The organism is uncultured Mucilaginibacter sp., assembly GCF_913773635.1.
Lineage (GTDB): Bacteria > Bacteroidota > Bacteroidia > Sphingobacteriales > Sphingobacteriaceae > Mucilaginibacter.
Genome location: NZ_CAJYGQ010000013.1, coordinates 227,763 through 252,037, shown reverse-complemented (window position 1 = coordinate 252,037; position 24,275 = coordinate 227,763). Strand labels below are relative to the sequence as shown.

Annotated in this window: 16 protein-coding genes; 7 read left to right on the top strand and 9 right to left on the bottom strand. The window is 41.6% G+C overall.

Annotation, left to right across the window (positions count from 1 at the left end; all coding sequences use genetic code 11):
* Nucleotides 1-63: 63 nt before the first annotated feature.
* Both QZ407_RS16630 and QZ407_RS16625 read left to right on the top strand, forming a co-directional pair.
* Complete coding sequence (locus tag QZ407_RS16630; RefSeq protein WP_295773123.1) at nucleotides 64-939, top strand: nucleoside phosphorylase; 876 nt, start codon at nucleotides 64-66, stop codon at nucleotides 937-939.
* Between the two features lie 63 nt (nucleotides 940-1,002).
* Nucleotides 1,003-2,097: an AI-2E family transporter gene (locus QZ407_RS16625; protein ID WP_295773121.1), complete on the top strand. Its 1,095-nt coding sequence runs from the start codon at nucleotides 1,003-1,005 to the stop codon at nucleotides 2,095-2,097.
* Between the two features lie 79 nt (nucleotides 2,098-2,176).
* Here QZ407_RS16625 and QZ407_RS16620 read toward each other — a convergent pair whose 3' ends face one another.
* The 3 genes from QZ407_RS16620 to QZ407_RS16610 form a co-directional block, all read right to left on the bottom strand.
* Nucleotides 2,177-2,599 carry a retropepsin-like aspartic protease gene (locus QZ407_RS16620; protein ID WP_295773119.1) on the bottom strand — a complete coding sequence of 141 codons (423 nt, stop codon included), beginning with the start codon at nucleotides 2,597-2,599 and terminating at the stop codon, nucleotides 2,177-2,179.
* Nucleotides 2,600-2,699: 100 nt separating this feature from the next.
* Nucleotides 2,700-4,967, bottom strand: a complete 2,268-nt coding sequence (locus QZ407_RS16615) for a BamA/TamA family outer membrane protein (RefSeq protein WP_295773115.1) — start codon at nucleotides 4,965-4,967, stop codon at nucleotides 2,700-2,702.
* Nucleotides 4,964-10,201, bottom strand: a complete 5,238-nt coding sequence (locus QZ407_RS16610) for a translocation/assembly module TamB (protein ID WP_295773111.1) — start codon at nucleotides 10,199-10,201, stop codon at nucleotides 4,964-4,966. Before QZ407_RS16610 ends, QZ407_RS16615 begins: the two co-directional genes overlap by 4 nt.
* A 182-nt stretch (nucleotides 10,202-10,383) precedes the next feature.
* Between QZ407_RS16610 and dnaE the strand changes: the two genes are divergently transcribed.
* Nucleotides 10,384-13,968 (top strand): DNA polymerase III subunit alpha, encoded by a 3,585-nt coding sequence (gene dnaE / locus QZ407_RS16605; RefSeq protein ID WP_295773109.1) that lies wholly within the window; start codon nucleotides 10,384-10,386, stop codon nucleotides 13,966-13,968.
* A gap of 38 nt (nucleotides 13,969-14,006) precedes the next feature.
* Here the strand turns inward: dnaE and QZ407_RS16600 are convergent, their stop codons facing one another.
* From QZ407_RS16600 to QZ407_RS16585, 4 genes are all read right to left on the bottom strand, one after another.
* Nucleotides 14,007-15,002, bottom strand: coding sequence for a hypothetical protein (locus QZ407_RS16600; RefSeq protein WP_295773105.1), 996 nt, complete (start codon nucleotides 15,000-15,002; stop codon nucleotides 14,007-14,009).
* 96 nt (nucleotides 15,003-15,098) lie between these two features.
* On the bottom strand, nucleotides 15,099-15,353 hold the full coding sequence (locus QZ407_RS16595; RefSeq protein ID WP_295773102.1) for a hypothetical protein: 255 nt from the start codon (nucleotides 15,351-15,353) through the stop codon (nucleotides 15,099-15,101).
* Between the two features lie 65 nt (nucleotides 15,354-15,418).
* Complete coding sequence (locus QZ407_RS16590; RefSeq protein ID WP_295773099.1) at nucleotides 15,419-16,165, bottom strand: class I SAM-dependent methyltransferase; 747 nt, start codon at nucleotides 16,163-16,165, stop codon at nucleotides 15,419-15,421.
* Between the two features lie 103 nt (nucleotides 16,166-16,268).
* The gene (locus QZ407_RS16585; RefSeq protein ID WP_295773096.1) at nucleotides 16,269-18,368 is read right to left on the bottom strand and encodes an LruC domain-containing protein; all 2,100 of its coding nucleotides are present in this window, start codon (nucleotides 18,366-18,368) and stop codon (nucleotides 16,269-16,271) included.
* A gap of 339 nt (nucleotides 18,369-18,707) precedes the next feature.
* Here QZ407_RS16585 and QZ407_RS16580 point away from each other — a divergent pair, with 339 nt between their 5' ends.
* Nucleotides 18,708-19,280, top strand: coding sequence for an NUDIX hydrolase (locus tag QZ407_RS16580; protein ID WP_295773094.1), 573 nt, complete (start codon nucleotides 18,708-18,710; stop codon nucleotides 19,278-19,280).
* Here QZ407_RS16580 and QZ407_RS16575 read toward each other — a convergent pair whose 3' ends face one another.
* Nucleotides 19,281-19,964, bottom strand: a complete 684-nt coding sequence (locus QZ407_RS16575) for a pseudouridine synthase (protein ID WP_295773092.1) — start codon at nucleotides 19,962-19,964, stop codon at nucleotides 19,281-19,283.
* Between the two features lie 172 nt (nucleotides 19,965-20,136).
* Between QZ407_RS16575 and QZ407_RS16570 the strand changes: the two genes are divergently transcribed.
* From QZ407_RS16570 to QZ407_RS16560, 3 genes are read left to right on the top strand one after another with little or no spacing between them, the layout of a single operon-like run.
* Nucleotides 20,137-22,335, top strand: coding sequence for an ATP-binding protein (locus tag QZ407_RS16570; protein ID WP_295773090.1), 2,199 nt, complete (start codon nucleotides 20,137-20,139; stop codon nucleotides 22,333-22,335).
* A 46-nt stretch (nucleotides 22,336-22,381) separates the two neighbouring features.
* Complete coding sequence (locus QZ407_RS16565; RefSeq protein ID WP_295773088.1) at nucleotides 22,382-22,891, top strand: TspO/MBR family protein; 510 nt, start codon at nucleotides 22,382-22,384, stop codon at nucleotides 22,889-22,891.
* A 30-nt stretch (nucleotides 22,892-22,921) separates the two neighbouring features.
* The gene (locus tag QZ407_RS16560) at nucleotides 22,922-23,461 is read left to right on the top strand and encodes a hypothetical protein (protein WP_295773086.1); all 540 of its coding nucleotides are present in this window, start codon (nucleotides 22,922-22,924) and stop codon (nucleotides 23,459-23,461) included.
* A gap of 46 nt (nucleotides 23,462-23,507) precedes the next feature.
* On the opposite strand, the gene QZ407_RS16555 is transcribed toward QZ407_RS16560, so the two are convergent.
* Complete coding sequence (locus tag QZ407_RS16555; RefSeq protein ID WP_295773084.1) at nucleotides 23,508-24,275, bottom strand: SDR family oxidoreductase; 768 nt, start codon at nucleotides 24,273-24,275, stop codon at nucleotides 23,508-23,510.

Here is a 24,275-nt window from a genome sequence, read left to right as displayed (position 1 = left end):
AGTTTATCTACTTAAGTGGTTAACTACCGGCAAACGGCAATATGCTTTATAAATTTTATGATTATGGAATACATTTCAGAAACCGACCTGATATTAAATGAGGATGGCAGCCTATACCATATTAACCTGCTGGCCGATGAAGTTGCAGATACAGTGATTACCGTTGGCGATCAGGATAGAGTAGGCGAGGTTAGTAAGCATTTCGATCATATCGAACTCAAAAAAGGTAAGCGGGAGTTTTTAACGCATACCGGCTACATTGGCCAAAGGCGTATAACAGTAATATCAACAGGCATTGGCACCGATAATGTTGATATTGTACTGAATGAACTTGATGCCATAGTAAATATTAACTTGCAAACGCGGCAGGTAAACAAAAACCTTCGAAGCCTTAATATCATACGCATTGGCACATCTGGTGCTGTGCAGGCTGATTTAGACGTTGACACGGTTTTGGTTTCAGCAGCTGCCATAGGGCTTGATCCATTAATGCATTATTACGACCATGAGCTTACCGCAGATGAAGCCCGTTTGTTAACGGCCTTCGAAAACAGTTTGCCGGAGCATTATCAACTACACCCTTATGTTGCCTCAGCCGGTTCCTCACTGCTTAACACTATTGCGCATAATTTGCCTCAGGGGATAACAATTACTGCCCCGGGTTTTTATACGCCGCAGGGCAGGCAGGTGCGTTGTAAATCATCAACGCCACAACTGCTTTCTATAATTGAAAAGTTTGAGCACAACAATCAACGCATTACTAACCTGGAGATGGAAACGGCAGGCATTTACGGCTTAGCATCAAACCTGGGTCATCAGGCTATTTCATTTAATGTTATACTGGCCAACCGTGTAAAGCATCAATTTAGTAAACAACCATACCATGTAATGCAAAAGTGCATTACTGATGTACTCGACAGGGTTGTAAACTACTTGTAGTACAAGCCGAAACATATCATAACAACCTGTGTTTATGAGCTAATTAATTGCCGCACATCACCTATGTTCAACAAATCCATATCGTTGCCTTTTTATGTAAAGTTTGCGTTGGTCCTCATTGGGCTAATGGCACTTGGTTTTCTTATTATTTTAGGAAAAGAGTTACTCGATCCGCTTTTATTCGGGTTCTTGTTTGCAATTCTTTTACTACCACTCTCTAACTTTTTTGAGCAAAAATGTAAAATGCCGCGCAGTATGGCAGCTTTTGCAGCTATATTACTTATGGTGCTGTTCATAACGGGCGTAATGTATTTGGTTGGTACACAAATTACCAACCTGGCGCATGACTGGCCTTTACTTAAAGAACAGATCAGCAAATCGGCGGTTGATGTGCAGTTGTGGATACAGCGCACTTTTCATATCAACGCCGAAAAGCAAATGGTTTATGTAAATGATACCGCCGACAAAATTGTAGCTTCAGGAACATCGGTTTTAGGTACCACCTTCGGAGCTGTATCATCATTGTTGTTGTTTTACATCTTCATCATACTGTTTACATTTTTAATTCTGCTGTACCGCAGATTGCTGTTCCGTTTTATACTATTTGTGTTTGACGAAGAAGCAACACCGGTAGTACACACTATTGTAGAGAATGTGCAGCGCATATTACGTCAGTACATTGTAGGACTTTTGTTGGAAATGGTAATAGTTGCTATATTAACCTGTGTAGCTTTTTGGATAATAGGCGTTAAATATGCCATACTGTTAGGTATCATAACTGCGCTTTTCAATATTATACCTTATGTGGGCATCTTCTCGGCCTTGTTGCTAAGCACGCTTATTACATTTGCTACAGGCGCTATAACCAAAGCAATTATTGTAGCTATTGTGGTGGTAGCAATACACGCTATTGATGCAAACGTCGTACTTCCAATGGTTGTGGGCTCGAAGGTAAGGTTGAATGCCCTAATAACATTTATTGGCATTGTGCTGGGTGAAATGCTTTGGGGATTATCGGGTATGTTTTTGTCAATACCGGTAATAGCTATATTTAAAATAATTTTTGACCACGTTGGTCCGCTCAGGCCCTGGGGGTACCTTTTAGGGGGAGATTATGAGTATGAGCGAAAGGCCAAGGAGGAGATGAAAACAGAGTAGCTAATACGTTATACTGTGATAAAAATGGCCGTTATGCAATTTGCTTAACGGCCATTTTGCTTATTGATTATAGTTGTGATCAGGATTCCAATCGCAGCCGTTTCTTTTGGTAGTCTATTACAGCCTTGTACTTCATCAATATATCGCCTCCAAGCACGCCCAAAACCTCCGGATGGTTGAGTTGCGAATAAGCCTGGTTAATGCTTGATAGATCTAACACTGCTACCTCAAAGTCGGTTAGCTTTAGTCGGCCTAATTTTAAGTCTGCAATTACAGCTGTAAATGATTCCATGGTTACGGTACCTAATCCTGCCGATAAGCGGTTGGTGGCCTTAATATCAACGTTACCAGCGTTAGCCAGCGTGTTTTGATCAAACACCGTTTTTGATGCGCCGGTATCAAGTACTATTTTATATTTTTTTCGCCCTATCTTAACATCTGCAAGCAAATGGCAGCCGTCACTTTCCATATCAATTACTTGCAGCGGAATGTTTACTTTCATAATTGTAAAGGTAGGAGATAGGTTTACAAATGTCCTTAAAAACAAAAGGTCCTTTTGTTTTAACATCAAAAGGACCTGTAAGCTATATTGAAAGGGCGATTTAAAACGGATAACCTATAGCAAGGTTAAATACCATTTTATCGTAGTTAATTGCCGGGTTACTTTGCGTAAATGGTTTGGTAAGCGGGAAACCAAAATCGGTACGCAGCACTAACACACTTGCATCAAACCGTAAACCGAAACCTACGTCGGTTGCCAGTTGCTTAAGGAAGTTGCTGCTGAAAGTACCACCCGGTTGATGGCCGCGCGCATTCCATATGTTACCTGCATCAGCAAACAGAGCGCCGTATACTATGCTAAATAAATGCGGACGGTACTCAATACTTGCCTCCAATTTAATATCGCCCGACTGATCGGCAATAAAGCCTGTAGTACCGCTGATGTATTGGGTAGGGTCAACCGTACCCGGACCTAGTGAACGCGCCCTGAAACCGCGTAAGCTGTTAGCACCGCCAATAAAAAATTGCTGGCTGTACGGTAATATGGTTGAATTGCCCATTGGTATACCTACGCCTGCAATGAAGCGTGCTGCAAATGAGCTTTTTACACCCAATTTATGAAAGAAACGTATTTCATTCTCCAGTTTTACATACTGATTGAAATTGGTACCAAACACTTTCTTCGCATTACCGCCAATGGTATCGGCACCGGTAAGTAAACCTGTTAACATGCCTGAGGTACTTATGCGGCCATTATAGTAAATGGAATTGGTACGATAAGTTTCGGTAGTGTTGGTATACGTATAGCTATAGCTTGGCCCAAACGTAAACTGCGGGTCAATAACGTGCTTAAGCGTAGGGTTACGTGTAGTAACAATACTATCTGTATACTCCTGAGTTACGTTGGTAGGTTTTACATAAGTAACGTTCAACAGGTTTAACTCGTGACTTTTGTGTACACTTTGTTTCCAGTTGTAGCCAAATGAACCATTGATAGAGCTCAAATTATACAAGCCTGAGCGATTAATGATTGAGTAACCAGCACTCAGATTGGTGCGGGGTATGTAAGCATTATCGGCCTTAAAATTAAACGGACTAATAAACCGCGGCCATGATAATGTAGCCTGTGCGCCATATTGATAAAGAGCGTTACCACCACCGGCGTTTCCTGATATCTGTCCGTCGGTGCTGCCAAATAAGGTAATGGTAAGTGCTTCAGCACCTAAAAAAGCATTGCGATGGCGCCAGTTTACGTTTACTTGCGTACCGTTGAAATTAGCTGATGTTGTACGAGCCAACGCATCAAATGATAATGATTTTTTTGGGTACTGAGTCAAAAAGTAAAACACATTCAGTTTTGAGGAATCAGCAGATACGTCTTCAAACCTGTTTTTTACAAACTTGTATGGTCCTAATTCAACAAACCTGCTTAATGAATTGGTATGATCGGTACGATTATAAACTTCTCCCGGGCGTAACAAAACCGTATTTTTAAACACATATGGGCGTATGGTGCGGCGGCGTCTGCTGTCAATTACGTTGTACCAGTTATAAGGTACTTTGTCCTGCAACCTTAAAGAAGTATCGCGCAGGCTGTAAGCGGGGTAAATGTAAATATTATCAATGGTGTAAATTCTACGTGCACGTTCGCTCACCTCGTCTTTAACCTTAACATAGCCATCAATTTCATGATTACCAACTGTGCTGTCTACACGTAAAATGAGGTTTTCGGGTGCAAAGTAATAAAAGCCCTTTTCTTTTACACGTGCATCAATACGTAGTCTTTCGGCCTTTATAGCGTCTAAATTGTAAGCCTCACCCTTCTTCAATATAGTTTGAGCTGAGGTACCGGCAATTGCCGTATCAAGCGGATCTTTACTATCTGACGGCCATATAATGTTGCGGTACTTGTATGATGGTCCGGCCGATATTGTGTAAACAGCTTTAGCAACTTTTTCTTTTCCTACTGTATCGCCCGTAACCTGTGCCTGGAAATAACTGCGGTTTTGAAGACGGTTTTGTAGTATGGAGCTGTTTTGCGTAAGATCAACAGCACTAACTAAGACAGGCGCTTCGCCAAACTTGGTGTTAAGCCAGTGCTTAAAGCCTTTGGTTTTGTTTGTGCGCGTTTTTTGATATACCCACAGCTTAAATCTGAACGGGCCTATCTTACCATTTGGTTTAGGTCGTAATAAGCTTTGTAAATCGCTTTTTATAAGACTTTGCTCTTTTTTTGATATGTCTTTATCAGTAAAATTAATATCAGCACCGGTGTACAGCTTTTGTCCGGCTGGTAATTGTTTGGTGGTACTGCAACTACTTGCAATAACCGTGAGTGTTAGAAGTGTATATGCTGATTTTTTAATCATGGTTCAAATGTAGATATGCTTTCGGTTGAGGTACTGTCTGTTGTTGCCTTTTTAGGTTCTTCGGCAGGTTGCTGATCCTTCTCTTTTTGTTCTTGTTGCTCCTTTTTCTCTTTTTCCTCACGTTTGCGTTCACGTATAAGTGCCCTTTCTTCGCGACTAGTTTTCGAGAAAATTTCTTTGAAGCGGTTGTAGTCAACATTTAACGAGAAGCCCACACCTGTTTCAATTACCTGGCCTTGTATTACAATAAACTGGTCGCGGCGGTATGCACGCAGTGCGTAGCGGCCATCTTTAGTTAAGCGGTAATTTAACATTACATTGCCCGCAATGGTGCTTGTACGCTGGCCAGGCTGTTGTTTGCCTTCGAGCATAAAGTTATTACCAACGGTAACCGTTAAACGATCATTTAGGAAGCGTTTAGATAAGCCAACGTTTAAGTCGGTACGGTTCTGCTCGGTACCCGTAGAATAATCCTGGCCCGACTGCAAATCAAAGTTAAGGTCAACGCCGCCAATTAAATCACCGGCAAGTTTGTTCAACTGGTTTGAAAGTAAACCGCTTACGCTGTTACGTATGGTTCCTTCAACACCGGCACTGCCGCCCTGGCTTTGTAATGGGTTATCACCAATAAAATGGCCCAGTACAAGTACACCTAGCACCTGCTTGTTCATTTCATTAGGATCGCGGCGTATTTGCTCAAGGCGTGTGTTAACAGTATTAACTACTGTTTGTGATACCGTGTAGTTGCTGTCAGGTAGTACAATATCAAACCCAATTTTAGGGGTCAGCAATTTGTTCTGCATGTTTAAGTTTACATTGAAAGGAAGCTTTTGCTTGTAAACTGTGCTTTGCGCATCAGTACCGCCCGATTGGTTTTCAACCAAATCAATAGGGGGTACGTTGGCTACGTAAATAGCAGTAAGGTCAACATTGGCGTCGGTAGGGTCACCGTTCCAAACAATGGTACTTCCCTGTTTAAACCTAAACAAACGATTAACCGGACCGTATGATAGCTCATAAGAACCCTGATTAACTGTATAAGTACCTGTTAAGTTGATTTTTCCACTTGGATCAATACCTGCGCTCAGCTGTGCATCACCTTTAATGTGAACCACATCGCCGTTGCGCTCATCAATCACAATGTTAAAGTTGGCTTCTTTACTTACATTGATGGTGGCGTTAACATCCAAACCTGTAAGTTCAGATTTACGCAACGAATCAAGTCTTTTAGCCAGTAGAATTGAATCAAGTTTTGGTGCATCGGCATCGATGAATTCAACAACGCCTTTACGGTCTTCAATGCTTGGGTCGGTGGTTGGCAACACAAAGGTCATGTCTGTCTGCGGATCAACGGTCAAGCTTGCATCAACCACAGGTTTAGCCATATCACCACGAATTTTTACACGTGTATCAATGTAAAGCTTACCGTAAAACAACTTGTTATCGGCACGGGTAGAGTTTACTGCACGGAAGTTATTGGCATTGATATCTAAACCAAAGCTAAAGTCTTTATACGTTTTAGTGTAAACAGCTCCGCTTATAACTGCTTTATTTCCAGTGGAATCAACCATGGTAAAGTCATTAAAGCGTATACCTTCATTGTTAAAGCTAATGCTTTCTTTCGGCATGGTAAAATATGAATTGAGCATAGAAACGTTGAAGCCCACCTGGTTAAAGTTTACATCGCCGCGTACGTTTGGTGCAGATGCTGTGCCGGTAATTTTCAATCCGCCGGTTATGTTACCGGTTGCTCTCCTGATACTGCCAAAGCTGAAGCCTTCAATGCTCTTCATACTTAAGTTTACAATGTTCAGGTTCATGTCTAATCTGCCTTCTGGGGTATCAGTATAATACATGCCGGTTAAGTCAACCTGGTTACCTTTTCCGGTTATGTTTACGTTGGCTGCATAAGCATTGGCAGTTTGGTTATTTACTTTTATGGCAATATTGCCTACAGTATCACCTTTAAAGTTAAAATCGCCAACATTCATATCAGCTACGAAAACAGGAGAGGCCTGCAGGTTGCTTACTGTGGCGTTTCCGTTTATAGTTCCGCCAACCAGCAATGAGTCTTGCTGCGCTAAACGGGTAAGGGTTTCAATATGAAAATTGTTAAAGTTAACCGTTAAGGGAGCGTTTAATTGCTGCGGATTGCTGGTAACGCTCAGTACTTGATTGCTGTTGGTAATTGAAAAATCGCGCGCTAAAATGCCTTTGCTGCCAAACTGGAATGCATTGTTTGGATTTACAGCCCAAGCCATGTAATCTAACAATAAGCCATCCTGTAAAAAGCTAAACTGGTATTCGTTTGGCAACACGCTAAACACGCCTGCAATGCGGTAGCGTTCTTTGCGTGCTGCATCGCGCACTTGCAGGCTAAGGTTAAGCTTGTCATTTTGTGCATTACCGGTTAGGCCAGGGTACAGCAGTTTTAAGCTTTCGCCAACTTTTACCTGGTCAAATGTAAGGCCGTAATTAAGAGCATTGTTATTGGTGTTGATGTTAAGCTTACCGTTATCAATGGTATTGGTTCCATAAATAACTTTTGGTATGCTGCCATTTACAAGTAATAAACCCGACTGGCTATCAAAACGTCCATTTATTATCACGGGGTCAAGCTGTTTTAAATCGGGCACAAACTGCGTTATTAATGGCGTTTTAACCATTTTTAGGTTAAAGCTAAATTGTTGCGGAGAATATTTAACCGGCTTTGCTTTACTTTGAACAGCAGGTGCTGCGGCCAATGCTGTATTGAAGTACTTGTTTATATTATCCTGCAGCGCGGCGCCAACTTCGGTAAGTTTGTATTTGCCACCTAAGCGGGCGGTTAAAAAAGGAGTTTTAAGGCGCAGGCTGCTGCTATCAGCGTTAGCTGTTGAAATAACACTTACGGTATCTAACTGTATACGCTGGCCTTTATTTACCAAAAGCATATCAGTAAGTAAAACACTGCCATTTAAGTAATCAGGGTCGGCAGTTGGCAAATCAGCAACAATTTTACCGTGGAAGCGCATATCATCCTTTACAAAGTTGAGGCGTTGTAAATTTATGCTGTCAACCAAAAGCGTTGCATTTACCGACGGGTACTTTTTGCTCATGTTGGCTTTAGCATCAAGCGTGAAGTTGATGTTGGGGTCGCGCATGGTGGCTTTGGCTACATAGGCGCCATTGCGGGCGCTGCCTTTTGCAACCAGGTTGCGGTAGTTATAACCTTGTATTTGTGCGCTTGCTACGTTCGCGCTAAAATCAACATTAAGGTTTTTAGGATCGGCCCCGGCGCCTTTAACATTGGCACTTAGTGTAAGGCGACCTACCATTTTAGGCTGTTTGGTAAGCGCTCCGGCATTGAGGTTAATAGCTTTTACATTAGCAGCGTAAGAAATACGCTTCATGTCCATAGCGTTTTTTACATTGGCCGCTGCAGATAAGTTTCCATAGCTAGAGCGTAAATTAAGCTGAGTAGTCAAATTTTGCATGCTACCTTTTAATTTACCGCTAAGGCTCATTCGCTCGGGTATGCTTACGCTTGGCGGAATGGTGCCACGCGGTGCTAAACGGTAAATGTCGCGGCGGCTGGTAGTAAAGTCGGCAAGGTTAACATCAAAGTACGCCTTTTTAACATCAGGCATGCCTTTTAATACGGCCGATGTTTTAATGTGCGTATTTGACAAGCCCCAAACTTCAAAGTTTGAAATGCGCAAATCATTCACCATACCGGCTACCCGGCCGTTTACCCTGAATGATGCATTTGGCGTGCTGCGGAATGGTTCCATAGAGGCCATTGTTGGCATAAGCAGCAACACATCACGCAAGCCAATGCGTGTTCCATCAACATTGGCATCAACACTTAATAAACCGATGTTTTTCGTGATGGCTTCTATTGAAGGGTAAGCCACCTCTACATTGCGCTGGATGACTGTATTTGGTGTTTCAACATAAAGGTCTTTGAGGTAAGCGTTTTTAGCGCCATACATAAACGCCGTGCGGAATTCATTAAGCTTAAACCCGCTTTTATCGGCAAAAGTAAATTGGTTAACCTTACCGGCAATAGTGTCGGGGCTATATGAAAGGTCTTCTATGTCAGTGCTCAGGCCTTTAATGTCCATGTGCCCAAAATCCAATCCTCGGCGCAGTGGTGCCTGGGCATCATTGTCAAATTTAATATCATTATTGGCAAGGCTTATTTTACCAATGGTGGCGTACCAAGGCTTGTTGCTTTGCGGCGGCGTAACTAAAGTGTCAATTTTTTTAGCAGTTTCAACCACTGCGGTAACCACTGTTTGTGGTTTGGCCAAGCGTAAGCCAGCCTTAGTATCATCAAGTGTGATGCTTTTAACGCCAACGCGCTGATTTTTCAAATCAATATCATTCATCTCCACCAAGAATTTGCCGAGGTTAACGTTGGCTTTCATTTCGTTGGTGCGGTAATCAACCTTAACCCGGTTAACATCAATAGTACCTAAATCTAAGTCAAGGCTAAGTGGGGTAGTAGCCGTATCAACGGTAGCCGCCTGCGCTATTGATGAACCCGCAGGAGTTTGAATGATGCGCGCATTAACGTCTGATAAATTGATTTTGGGAATGCTGAATTTCATCTTATCCAAATCAAAATCTTTGATGCGTGTATCAAAATGGCCCAGCAAAAATTTAACGTCGTTGCCGGTTGTTACATCTTTGTAAGCAATGTTTATTCTATCAAGTACAACTTTATCAAGTGATATTTTGAGGGTAGATGTGGTATCTTCCGGCTTTGGCTCTTTTTTATTCTCGCTTGCAAAAGCTTTTATAATGTAATCGAAGTTGAAAGTACTGTCAGCACCACGGCTAACCTTGGCCGTAATACCCTGCAGGTTTATCTCGTTAACTTCAACCTGGCTTTTAAGCAGCTTAAGCATGCTAATATCAACCTTAAGTTTATCACCTGCTATAAGGGTGTCGCGTTTCTGGTCTTCAAAGTAAACCTTTTCCAATACCAGCATTTTAGGAAAGCCAATGGTAATGTGTCCGATTTCTACTTTGGTGCCAATTTTACCTTCTAAAAAGTTTACGGCTTTATTTTTTGCAAACTGTTGTACAGCGGGTACCTGTATAAGAATTACTACAAGCAATACCAGAAATATAACACTCGCAACTATCCATAAAATGGTTTTTAAAGCTATACGTCCAAATTTTCCCAATTTATTATAATTTGTAGATGAAGAATAGTGTGGTGCTTTGTATACAACAAAGCGCATGCCTTTGTGGCTAAACTGACGAGAGCAACGGCAAATTGCTTATAAAACTTTGAACCGCACGAAATGTTTTTTTATAGCTGTAAATCTTAATAACTTACATTTATTGTAGATAACTTTTGCCGGTTGCACCCTTAACAGGGAGCGGTTTTTCGTACTTTTGTAATTGCTGAAAGGATTTTGTTATGCCCGATTTTTCTCACTTACACGTACACACCCAGTTTTCACTTTTAGATGGCGCCGCCGATATATCAAAGCTGTATAAAAAGGCAGCTGCTGATGGTATGAAAGCACTTGCCATAACCGATCATGGTAACATGTTTGGTGTGTTTAAGTTTGTAGCCGAAGCCGGCAAGCACAATGTAAAGCCCATTGTAGGCTGTGAGTTTTACGTGGTAGAAGACCGTCATAAAAAACAGTTTACCAAAGAGAAAAAAGACGTTCGTCATCATCAGTTGTTTTTAGCAAAGAATCCTCAGGGGTATAAAAACCTAATTAAGTTATGTTCTTTGGGTTATATGGAAGGGCTATACAGTAAATGGCCACGTATTGATAAGGAGCTTATACTTAAATACCACGAAGGACTTATAGCAACCACCTGCTGTATTGGCGCATCGGTACCACAAGCTATTTTGAAGGGTACAGAAGAGGAGGCTGAGGCTGAGTTTAAATGGTGGCTTGACCTTTTTGGCGAAGACTATTATATAGAGTTGCAGCGTCATGAAATACCCGAGCAGGAAATAATTAATAACACCTTACTTAAATTTGCCAAAAAATTTAACGTTAAGGTTATTTGCTCAAATGACTCGCACTATGTAGATCAGCAGGATGCTAATGCACATGATATTTTACTGTGTGTAAATACGGGCGATATGCAAAGCACGCCTATTGCAACTGATGATGAGGGCGGAAGGGGCTATCGTTTTGGATTTCCTAACGATCAGTTTTACTTCAAAACTCAGGCTGAAATGGGCAAACTATTTCATGACCTGCCTGAATCATTAGATAATACGAACGAAATTGTTGATAAGGTAGAAGTGTTGAAGCTGAAACGCGACATCATGCTACCCAATTTCCCTATACCACCTGAGTTTAAAATACACGACGGACCGGAATCTGATGTGTTAAATCAGTGGGAATACTTAAAGCACTTAACCTTTACCGGGGCCTACGAGCGCTATAAGGAAATGACACCCGAGGTAGAAGAGCGCATAAACTTTGAGCTTTTTACCATTAAAACCATGGGCTTTGCGGGTTACTTTCTCATTGTGGCCGATTTTATTAAAGAGGGTCGTAATATGGGCGTATTCATCGGGCCTGGCCGTGGGTCGGCAGCAGGTTCGGTAGTGGCATACTGTACGGGTATTACCAATATCGATCCTATTAAGTATAACCTCCTGTTCGAACGTTTTTTGAACCCCGACCGTAAGTCAATGCCCGATATTGATACCGACTTTGATGACGCCGGTAGGCAACGGGTTATTGATTACGTGGTTGATAAGTATGGTAAAAACCAGGTAGCGCAAATTATTACCTATGGTTCGATGGCTGCCCGCACCAGTATACAAGATGTTGGCCGGGTGCTTGACATGCCGCTAAGCGATGTAAACGCGCTTAAAAAACTGGTGCCCGATACTCTGGGCATCAACCTTAAACAGGCAATAGAACAGGTGCCCGAACTTAAGGCCATTAAAGAGGGTAACGACTTAAAAGCTACGGTACTGCGCGAGGCTGAAAAGCTGGAAGGTTCGGTGCGTAACACCGGTGTGCACGCGGCAGGTATTATTATTGCGCCCGATGACCTGACTAACATTGTGCCTGTAGCCACTGCCAAGGACTCTGACCTGCTTGTAACGCAGTATGACGGGCGTGTAATTGAAGATGCCGGTGTAATTAAGATGGACTTTTTGGGCTTAAAAACCCTAACCATTATTAAGGATGCACTGCGCATGATTAAGCAGAACCATGACCGTGATATTGATATAGATTACATTCCGTTAGACGACCAGAAAACCTACGAACTGTACCAACGCGGTGATACCAACGGTACGTTCCAGTTTGAGAGTGATGGTATGCAAATGTACCTGCGTGAGTTAAAGCCCGACAGGTTTGAAGATTTGATTGCCATGAATGCCCTGTACCGACCAGGGCCGATTGAGTATATACCCAGCTTTATAAAACGTAAACATGGCCTCGAAGATGTGACGTTTGACCTGGACGACATGGAAGAATACCTGGGCGAAACCTATGGTATTACCGTATACCAGGAACAGGTGATGCTTCTATCGCAAAAACTGGCAGGCTTTAGTAAAGGCGATGCCGACGTTTTGCGTAAAGCTATGGGTAAAAAGCAAATTGAGGTACTCAACAAAATGGAGGCGCAGTTTATGGATGGGGCAATGGCCAAAGGCCACCCTAAAGATAAACTTACCAAGGTTTGGACCGACTGGAAAGCCTTTGCCCAGTATGCTTTTAACAAATCGCACTCTACATGTTATGCGTTTGTGGCCTACCAAACCGCTTATTTAAAGGCACATTACCCATCAGAGTACATGGCGGCGGTACTGAATAACCAAAACAGTATCGATAAAATATCTTTCTTTATGGAAGAGACCCGCCGCATGGGTATCAATGTATTGGGGCCGGATGTTAACGAATCGGACATGGCCTTTGCGGTAAATAAAAAGGGAGACGTACGCTTTGGCTTAACCGGTGTAAAAGGTGTGGGCGAAAAAGCTATTGAAAGTATAATTGATGAGCGCAATGAGCGAGGCCCTTACAAATCGGTTTTTGATTTTGCCCAGCGCAGCAACACCCGCAACGTAAATAAAAAGGCTTATGAAAACCTGGTGTACAGCGGTGCGTTCGACAGTTTTGGTTTAAACCGCGCACAGTTTTTTGCCAAAACCGAAAATGGCTTGCTAACCGGTATCGAACGATTAATTAAATACTCCAACGATTATCAAAACACGCAAAGCAGTTCGCAATCATCATTATTTGGTGGAACCGTTGAGGCCTATATACCCGAGCCTGCCATGCCTGTTTGTGAAGAATGGGCGCTGATAGAAAAGTTGAAGTACGAAAAGGATATGATTGGTATTTATTTAACCGGTCACCCTTTAGATAACTATAAGTTGGAGCTGGAGCGATATTGCCAGAATACTGTATCAGACTTAAAAGTATTGGTAACCATGCGCGGGGGCGAAGCACCGGCTGATGTTGTTGAGCGCTTTGCGCAACTGCGCCGAATGGGCGAGCTGAGCATTGGGGGACTAATGGCTAACGTACAGCACAAAATGACTAAAACCGGTAAACCTTTTGGCACCTTTGTAATCGAAGATTACTACGATAGCTACGAGTTTGCCCTTTTTGGCGATGATTATATTAAATTCCGTAACCTGCTTGGCGATGGTTTCTTTGTACAGTTGAAAGGAACTGTTGAAGAAAAGTATCGCCAGAAGGACAACTGGGATATGCGCCTTGGGTCAATTAATCTGCTATCAGAAATGCGCGATAAGATGACCAAATCGCTCACTATTTGTATGCATTTGCATAGCCTTAACGATGATATGGTTAACAACCTTAATGAAATGGTACTGGCTAATAATCAAAAATACGAAGTTAAAAACTGCGCCCTGCGTTTCATGATTAAAGACGGTGAAGATAACCTTTTTATTGACCTGCCATCCAAAACCATGCGCGTAAATCCAAGCGATGATTTAATTGCCGGAATTTATAGTTTGACTAACGTGCAGCCGATGTTAAAGTAGGATAGTGGTTAGAATACAGACCATGTGCTTGGAAGATGCTAAAACGGTAGGTCGTTATACCCATTTACTTCATGGCTCTGTATAGCCTTGTCCGGTAGTGGCAAATTGGTTACAATGTAAAGATTTAGAATGTCTTCTCTATCTATGAACATTATTTGGCTTCGCTTGGAAGCATCGAGTTTACCGCCAAGCCAATTCCTTGCTGCTTTGGTGATTTCTCTGCCAGCAACTATAAATGCATGATCAACTAATACTTTCTTGCCGATTTCTGGATCAAATATTTCATGACCTAACATCATCAAAACTTGATTATAAATTTCTGCAACGTTTGCAGAGCTATTCTTACTTACACCAGACGCATCAAGTTTTCCTTTTTTTACTTGCAATCCAAAGTAAAGAACATGTTGTGTCGGCAAAAGATATTTCATCCAAATATCTTTTCCGTACTCCAATGCTTTGTCTTTGTGTCCAGCGGCAGTTATCCTATGAAATCCTAATTGTCTGAACAGTGGTAATAGAATTTCAGATATTAAATCATCTTCACTACATATATTTAGATAAGAAGTAAGTTGTTCACGTTTTTTTAATTCAGTAGTGGAAAATGGTCTGTGTGGATTAGGGGCTGGTTTTGCGATAGTAGAAGTGCCTATGTGCTTTAAATAGCATTTTTTGTCGTCAGCATAGAATGCTTCATAGCCCTCTCTTATTAAAGCCGAGTTAAGTTCATTTAAAGCGTTCGGACGATCAAGTCCCTCGTTTGACGCGTCTCTTTGATCCATTAAAGTTGTGATGACACGAGAGAACGTTTCAGATGGTGTGTTGGGATACGGTTGAGGTTCGTCAAGGATTTGACGAAGAACCTCAGCAACCCAACGATTTCTTGTCGAACCATCGTGCTGATAGTCTGTATCAGCATCATTGAAAAATTTTGTTAAGTATGAGCTACTTCTATATTCAAAAAAACTTTTGTCCGATGTGGAATTTCCGCAAATCATATCTGCAATTTGCATTAAGGTTCTATCTTTAAATTTCACTTGTGCTTTTTAATGAATTTAATATTTTTTGTTAGAATAATCCTATAAAACTACTAAAAAGCATTCCCCCTTTAATGATCAAACCGCAGTAGTAGTCTACCTGCCCGAAAACACCAACTCGTCATCCACAAAAATCCTGCATTCAACCGAGAATGATGGTGTGCCCAAAGAGACCTTAATGCGCTTGGTTTCCTGACCGGGTACGCGAATGCTGCCATACAAGCGGCTGCGGAAGGCCCAGCCCAGTTGCTCGTCTTGCAGGGTGCCGTTTACCCAAAGGCGTTCGCCGCCCATCCAGCTGTTTTCTACTGTAATTTTATGTCCTTTGTAAACGGTGGTCCAGGTGCTCATAGTTTTATTGATCTTAACTAAGATAGGATTTCAAGCAATTAGTTACATGTTCATACTGTCTTTGCTTACATCGGAGTTTGAATTCTACCTATTCGCAGCAGTATGGGGAATTTGATCTGCTTTATTTCATCATCACCCCAGTGCTTTTCAATTTGCGGTTTTAAATCATCAACCGGGTTATAGCCGTTTTGCTTAGTAAAATGCTTAACAGCCGACCATGTATTTAAATAGCCAATTAAATGCTCGGCAGTCCAGTTCAAAGTGTTGTAAAATTGCGGCGTTTCCAACTCTTCAAAAGGGAATGGTATGGTTTTATAGTTCTCGTCTATATACTTACGTTCGGCATCCCAATAGCTGCCAATAACATTTTTGTAAAAATATGCTACTACGTCATCAATCTCTTTTGAAACCTCAATCATTCCATACCCGGTAACACACAACAGTGCATTTGCTTTTGCAGTTCTGCTTACCTCGGCATAAAATCTGTCAAAATCAAACCAGTGAATGGCTTGTGCTACTACAATCAAATCAAAAAAGTTGTCACTAAAATCAGTTTTTTCGGCAGGTTGAACGCTGTACGTTATGTTATTTGCCTGCCCGGCATTATCAATTTGCGCCTGGCTTATGTCTGTTGCAAATACCTGCTCAAAGTTTTTGGCTAACTCAAAAGCTACCTGTCCGTTACCTGTGCCGCAATCCCAGGCATGTTTTTTTATGGGTAACAAGCTGTATAAGTATTTAAAAAACTCAGGTGGATATGTGGGCCTGTAACGGGCATAGCTGTCTGATTGGGTTGAAAAGTTGTCTTTCATTTGGTAACGGTTTATAAGTGAAATTACTCAATTACCTGTTAACAACAAAGGGCCGCCCTTTTGGAGGCGGCCCTTACAACTTAATTATGTATCAGCTAAAAAATTATTTTGAGTAAATTTTAGAAGCGTCTCTGAAACCAACTCCGGTGTTGCTGTACCAGTCGGCATATGAAGTGCCGCCAGATAATGCCCACTCTGAGAAGTGTAAGTAAGCTTGGTTTACAGGTTGTAACTCAACCGGATATTTGTACTCACCCACAAAGCTTATAGCCCATGGCCAGTTTTCTTTTGACAGGTAAGTTTTGTTGCTGTTTAATACCGAAGCATCATCATCAGTACCGAAAAGTGATTTGGTAGCTTTATCGGTTGGTGCAAAGCCAGGTAAGTGTATTTCATAACCGCGACGCATATCACTGATAAGGAACGGATTGAAGTTAGCAACTTGTAAGTTTGAAGCCGCAACAGGTGAAGCAAAGGTTACGTTTACAGTAGCGGTGCTGCCGGTAACTTTGTTTTTATCCATCAGTGTATTGATGAAGAATGCACCGTCAGGGTTTCTAAGTAAAGCCTCATGATTGTCAAAAGGAACAATAACCGCTTTAGATTGGCCAGCTTCAACACCATTAGCTGCGTAGCTGATGTAGTTGCTGATGTTTCTTTGACCGGTAACCGCGCTAACTGCTGAAGCAGAAACCGGTAGCTGAACCGCAAAACCATTTTTGAATGAAGCGCCTGATGCTAAAGGAGTAAATTCACCTTTCATTTCAACAACCTGGTTGCTGGCGTTGCTTACAAATGTGTAGCGGTAGTTAACTACTAAGTCGTTAAGGTCAAAGTCGCCTTTTTTAGGCCAGTTATCTTCAAAAGCAATGCTTGCATAACCGGTTTGTGAAGGGTAGTAGCTTACGTAAGCTTTAGTAGCGTCATTAGGGAAAGCATCTAGTTCATCTAATACACCGTCGCCATCTTCGTCGCCACCTTTGTCAATTGCAGGTACACCGCTGTTTGATATACCGGTTACCGGGTTAGAGGTAGCATATACCACAAGGTCATTAAAGTCCTGGTCAGATCCGTTATCGCGGTTGATGTCTTCAAAGCCCATCAGGAATAATTTGTGAACATCATCCCATAAAGTAACTACGTGTTTCTTTTTAGCTACTGTGCTTTCAGGATTCAATTTGTAGTCAGAGTAGAATTTAGCGTTACCGGTTAATACGCCGCTACCATTCCATGCATTTTGAATTAATACAAAGCCTATAGAAGTACCTGCATTAAAACGACCGATTTTTACTTTATCACCCGGTTTTAAAGCACCGCCTGATCCGTTTGCCGAAGCGTTAGGGAAAATAAGCGTAGCGTTATCCAAATCATCAACACTTGTAGGAGGGGTGTTGGTTGGGTAAGTATAGTAAGCCAGGGTGTTAAGGTATCCGGCGCCTTCAGAAACGAATGTGATCCAAACGTCAGAAGTAGCAGTGATATTTAAGTTAGACACCGCATTAGTAGTCAAAAACTCAGGGTGAGTAGTTGGCAGTGGTGAGCCTTCAGGTAATGAAGCGTTGATGTATGACAATAATGAAGCATCAATAGCATCAGGAGTAGCCTCAAGGTAAACCGGACGGCCAACGCTGCGTGGGTATTGAGTAGTGTTGAATGTTGCGTTGGTGCTTGAGGTGTAAGGGCTTGGGTAAGCAAACACCGGACCGCCAAATGCCATTGTACCTTTAGTAGCAGTAGTACCGTTTGAAGTAGATACGGTTATCTCTTCTGGCTGAATGTCGCCGCCAAAACCATCTTTACCACCAATTAAAGCAGTAACGGTATTACTGGTTGATATTGCTGCCTGTGCGTTACGCATTAAGCCAACGTAAGCAGGGTCAATAATTAATTTATTTACTGAAGTTGGAATAGTAACCAAGCCTTGAAGCACACCGCTTTTATCGGTAACGCCTTTAAAAATTGGTGATGTTGCACCAGGCAGGTAAGCGCTTACTACCACACCGGCTAAAGCCTCGTTGTTTGCAGCGCGCAGAGTAACATTTAATGTTACGTTTTTAGTGGTTGAAAAGTTAAAGCCATCCGGAGCTATTTTAGTTCCTGCTACCGGGTTGGTAGTAGTCTCTTCCGGCTGAGATGCGTCTTTCTTACAAGCCGAGAAGCTGACAACTCCGGCTAATAAGGCACATGTAAAAAGGTGTTTCATATAAATTATTGTGTAATTTCTAATTTGTTTGTATACCCTTAGGCAAAGGGTGTTCCAACGTGCATTTACAGGTGAAACAATACATTTGGTGGTTGAAGTTGAGTAAATGTGTGGTGGTAATTCCCCATAGGTAATCCATTTGTGTAGATAGATTGCCCTTGTTTACGGTGAAGATGATGAAAGGTTATATTAATTAAGACATCATTTAAAACAAATAGGAGTGAGTGGTTAAGTGGTTAAATTTCTTCGGGGGGGAATGGATCTGAGCTTTGTCTATTATTGTTGAAGACGCAGCTATTTATGATGTTATTATATACATAAACTTACTACTTTTAGCCAATGATGAACGCTGACATAAAAAAATGGAAAGTATTGGAAGAAGCTGATGTTTCACCTAGTCCATGGTTCCCAATGCTTAAACATAAAGTTGAGCTGGCTAATGGAATGATAGTAGACGATTATTATTTTTCGCCGTTAGGGGATGTGGTGCAGGTATTGGCACTAACACCAAAACATGAAGTAATATTGGTACGCCAATACAAGCATGCGCTGGGCGAAATATTGCTCGAACTTCCCGGCGGCATGCAGCAAAAAAACAAGTCTCTTATACAATCAGCCCTTAACGAGTTGGAAGAGGAAGTAGGCGTAAAGGCAGACGCCAGTCAGCTGATATCATTAGGTAAAATAGCTAATAACCCTACCAAAACAAAGCAAATTACCTATGGCTACATAATGTTTGGTGCCGAGTTTAACTCAACGCAAAAGCTTGATGTTACCGAAAATATTGAAGTACTGACCATGCCAGCCCCGGAGGTTCTTCAGCGTGTAAAAGATGGGGAAATTTGGGTAACCGACTCTATGAACTTTATTCTTAAGGCCGCTTTAAGGTATCCTGAAATTTTTGGTGTGTAATTATATTTGCCAGCCCATAAGCTTCATTACTCTTTCAAACTCGGGCATTAAAGGAGCTTGTATATAAACATCTTCACCTGTTACCGGGTGATTAAATTCAAGGCTGCGCGCGTGTAAAAGCATGGTGTTCATTTGCCATTGCTCGGTAAATAGCTTGTTTTGTTTATTACAGCCATGCGTGCGGTCGCCAATTATGGGGTGAAATATGTGCGCAAAATGTTTTCTTAGCTGATGCATACGCCCTGTTTGAGGGCATGCTTCAACCAATGAATACCTTGACGTAGGATGCTTACCAAATGCAACAGGCAACTCAGCCTGGGCCAGCGTTGTGTAACGGGTAAAGGCATCCTGTAGCATGCCGTTGTCTTTTTTCAAAGCGTAGTCAATCTCCCCATTTGGTAAAGAATGACCGCGTAAAACGGTTAAGTAAGTTTTTTTTACTTCGTTGGCTGCGAATTGCTTTTGCATTGCTACCTCCGTGTCTTTATTCAACGCAAAAAGTAATACGCCTGCTGTTTTACGGTCAAGACGGTGTGCCGGGTATACGGGCTGGCCAATCTGGTCGCGCAGTAGTTGCAAAGCAAACACCTGCACATCGGCAGCTATCGAAGAGCGGTGTACCAACAAGTCGTGCGGTTTATTGATGGCAATAAGGGAATTATCCCGGTATAAAACATCTAGCATGAGGGGGGCAAATCTAGTACAATTATTGCCTGTTTGGTAATTCCATATTCAGCAGTTGGAGCAAAAAATATATGTTAAATAATTTATCTTATAATATATTATTTATTTACTTTGGTATAACAGCATCCTGATTGCTGTGATAACCACAGACTTAAATTTTTTAATTTTTCAAATGAGCGACAGGTTTATGGGTAGTCATGATGTTATGTCATTATTACATAACGCATATTCAAGTCGTGGTCATAACTTAAAGCAAAGCATAGTTGTTGCCGGCCGGGCCCTTGCTTTAAGCCGCAAACGTGATGATAAGCAGCTAATAGGTAAAAGCCTGAACCTATTATCATTATTTTATATGATAAGAGGGGAGTATAAGCGCTCCTTACGCATGGCTAAAGATGCCATCAAATATTTTGAGCAGCTTGATGATGAGCGCGGTATAGCCGATGCTAAGTATAATATTGCAGGCGTTTATTATAAAACAGATAACTATCATTTAGGATTGGTTAACCTGATGGATAGCTTACGAGTTTACCGTAAGTACAACGACTATCACAATGAGGCGCGTGCGCAAAAATCACTAGGTACTATTTATGAGTATTTCGGCGATCGTAAAAATGCCATCCGGTCATACACCGGGGCTATTGATGCAGCAAAAAAGGTTAAAGATATTGACCTGATTGCTAACGCCTATAATCCGCTTTCGGGAATTTATTTGAAAATGGATAAAGTGCAGCTTGCCATGAAAATAGCCGGTAAGTCAATCTCCATTAAAACAAAAAGTGGCGATGTACGTGGATTAGCATTTGCACTTTATGCCCGCGCTAAAGTGCATGCTGCCCAGCAAAATTGGTCTGCCGCTGAAATCGATTTCCGTAAGGCGCTTGATATACATTACCAGATGGGCGAGAGGCTTGGCTTGGCAATGGTTTACTGCAAATTAGGCTCATTATATACCAAAACGGGACAATTTGAACGCGCAAAAAAACTGCTTGATAGGGCGCTTCGTTTCAGTACAAAGTATAATATTATTTATACCAGCTTTAAATCATCATATCAGCTGTATCGCATTTACAAACAGGAGGGTGATACACAACGATCGCTGGAATATTTGGAGCAATACTTGCATCAGAAAGAAACGGTTATTAATGCACAAACCCAGAAGGTAATTGAAAACTATGAGCTAATAAACCGAATAGAATCTACCGAGAAGCAGGCGCAAATGGATAAGGAGCGCGAGCGTATAATACAAAATCAACAACGTGCGGAAGAGGCGGCTTCCATAAAGCAGAATTTTCTCTCAACCATGAGCCACGAAATTCGTACGCCGCTTAACGCAGTAATCACCATTAGCTCCCTACTGGCTGAGCGTGTTGATGATGAGGACAAGCAATTGCTTGATTCTTTAAAATTTGCCGCCAACAACCTGCTTTTAATTATAAACGATATACTTGATTTTACCAAGCTTGATACAGGTAAGATGCAGCTTGAACAGCGGCCATCAAACTTACTTAAGCTATTAAAAAACCTAAGTAATACGTATGATAATATGGCTCGCAGCAAGGGTATCGAAACCAGTTTGCATGTTGACAACCGTATCGCAGAGGTTTATGAATTTGATGAGGCAAAGGTATCGCAGATCATAAATAACCTCATTAGCAATGCTATTAAGTTTACCGATGAAGGTAAGGTTTCGGTTGATGTAAAGCTGATAAACTCAACCGGAGAATTTGACACCATAAAGTTCAAAGTAACTGATACAGGTATAGGCATACCAAGTGAATTTTTTGATGAGATGTTTAACAGTTTTACCCAGCCCAAAAGCGTAACAACGCGTAAGCAGGGAGGGTCGGGCTTAGGCTTGGCGATAGTGAAAAAGCTAATTGAACTTCATCAAAGTAACATTCACTTTACCAGCGTTGTTGGAAAAGGGTCATGCTTTTACTTCGAGCTGCGGTTAAAAAAGGCAGGTATTAAAAAAGCAGGTAAGGGTAAGCCGCTAAACCGTTTGCAAAACAAGGTTGCGCTGCTGGCCGACGATAATATGATTAACGCAATGGTAGCACGTAAGTTATTATCAAATTGGGGTGTTACAGCCGAGCATGCGATAAACGGGGTTGATGCTATTGAAAAGGCGGCCAATAAAACCTTTGATTTTATTTTGATGGACATACACATGCCCGAAATGAACGGTTTTGATGCGACTATTCATATTCGTAATAATCATAACCCTAATACACATACACCTATTTTTGCTTTAACTGCCGATGTTACTGCCGAGCATCATGAAGAGTATAACACCTATTTCAATGGTTTTTTGCGTAAACCTATTGAAATAGAAAAGCTTTATGAGGCTCTTGCAGGCGTGTCATAGCATTTCATAACCATCAACCTATTTGCTTTTTGTTTGTTAAAACCTCATGGCTACTTTGTATGTACAGCAAAAGGCCGGCGCAGGTAAATGGCTGGCTTTAATTTTAAGCATTTTAATAACGGAAGGAATTGCCTTTACAGCTTCCATGTTTACCCGGCCCGAAATATCCGGATGGTATGCAACGCTAACCAAACCATCATTTAATCCACCCAACTGGCTTTTTGCCCCGGTTTGGACAACGCTGTATCTGCTAATTGCCATAGCCGCCTGGCTTGTTTGGAAAAACCGGCATCTTCACCAAGCATTTGGTACAGTGGTTTTCGTTTATGTTATACAATTGGCCTTGAACTTTTCGTGGTCGTTTGTGTTCTTTGGTATGCACCAAATTCTTGGTGGTTTAATTGTAATAGCTTTATTGTGGTTGAGCATCATTGTCAATATGTTTTACTTTTCAAAATTCAGTAAACCGGCGGCGTGGCTTTTGTTGCCCTATTTGCTGTGGGTAAGCTTTGCGTCGGTATTAAATTTTTATATTTACCTGCTAAACGGGCAATAATAAACCCATTACTGGTTTACATATTAAAAAATGAAAAAGCTTCTCTTGGCTGTTATTTTGCTTACTACATCAATGGCGGTTGCTGTAGCTGATACGGTGAGCATCAAAAAGTTTGTTGTAAAGGAAAACCCGTTTGCGCAAAACGAGGTAGCCATCGTAGCTACCGATTCGCTTGAACAAATACAGGAAAATGTAAACGGGAAATTTGCCTTTACTATAAATGGCTTCCAGTACGAGCTTAACTTTCAAAATGGTACGGGTTTTTACCGCCAAAAGCTTCAAAAATCAACTTTTATGTATGTAAAGCATAGAAATGAGTCGGGTTCATACTCGGTGCTTTATTACATTTTTAAACGAGGGGAAAAGTTAAGTCCGTGGAAAATTAGCTGGATGTGGCTTGTTGTAATTCCGTTGGCAATTGTATTTATCGGCTATTTGTTTAAGCGTCTTATTATTATTGCGGCCATAGTACTCATAATTTTTATATACTTTAATCACAGTAACGGACTTAGTATTCCTACGTTTTTTGAAAGTATATTTGATGGTATAAAACACTCCCTCATAGGGTAGGCCTTGGCTGTTTATACGCTTTGGCAGTGTGATGAAGAGTGGTGCTTTATGTTCTCAAATAGGAGGCTCCGTTAATATCTATTATACCGCCACTTGTAAACTCAAACCCTTCTGAAGCATAAACAGCTGCCAAACGTGCAACCTCATCTGTTGTGGCCACGCGGTTAAAGGGGCTTTGCTCTTTAATATCTTTCCCTTCATCTGCATTTAGTATGGCGGTTGTCATATCAGTTTCAACAAAGCCTGGTGCTATAATGTGCACACTGATATTACTAGGTGCAAGACTAACAGCTAAAGACTGGCTCATAGCATTGAGGCCCGCCTTACTTGCGGCATAAGCCGGGTGATTGGGTTCGCCCCGGAAAGCCCCTCGCGATGAAATATTGATTATTTTGCCGCCTCCCTGATGCATCATTTGCCTGGAGGCAAAATAACACAGGTTTGCTACACCGTTTAAGTTAGTATTTATGGTGTCTTGCCAGGTGTGCTGCCATTCATTAAATTCAACTTCTTCTATTTTGTGCTCAATGTATATGCCCGCATTGTTCACTAATACATCTAATTGAGAGTAATGGTCTAAAAATTTGTCAAAAAAACGTTGTACGCATTTGGGTTTACTTTGGTCTAACTGATACAGGGCGTGATTACCTCGGTGTGGGAGTTGGGTGATTGTCCTTTCCGCTTCATCCAGGTTTTTGTTATAAGTAATTATAACATCTGCATTTAACGATGCAAACAGCATTGCACAAGCTTTACCTATACCGCGCGAACCGCCGGTTATAAGTATGGTTTTCTCACTAAAATCGAGTAACAT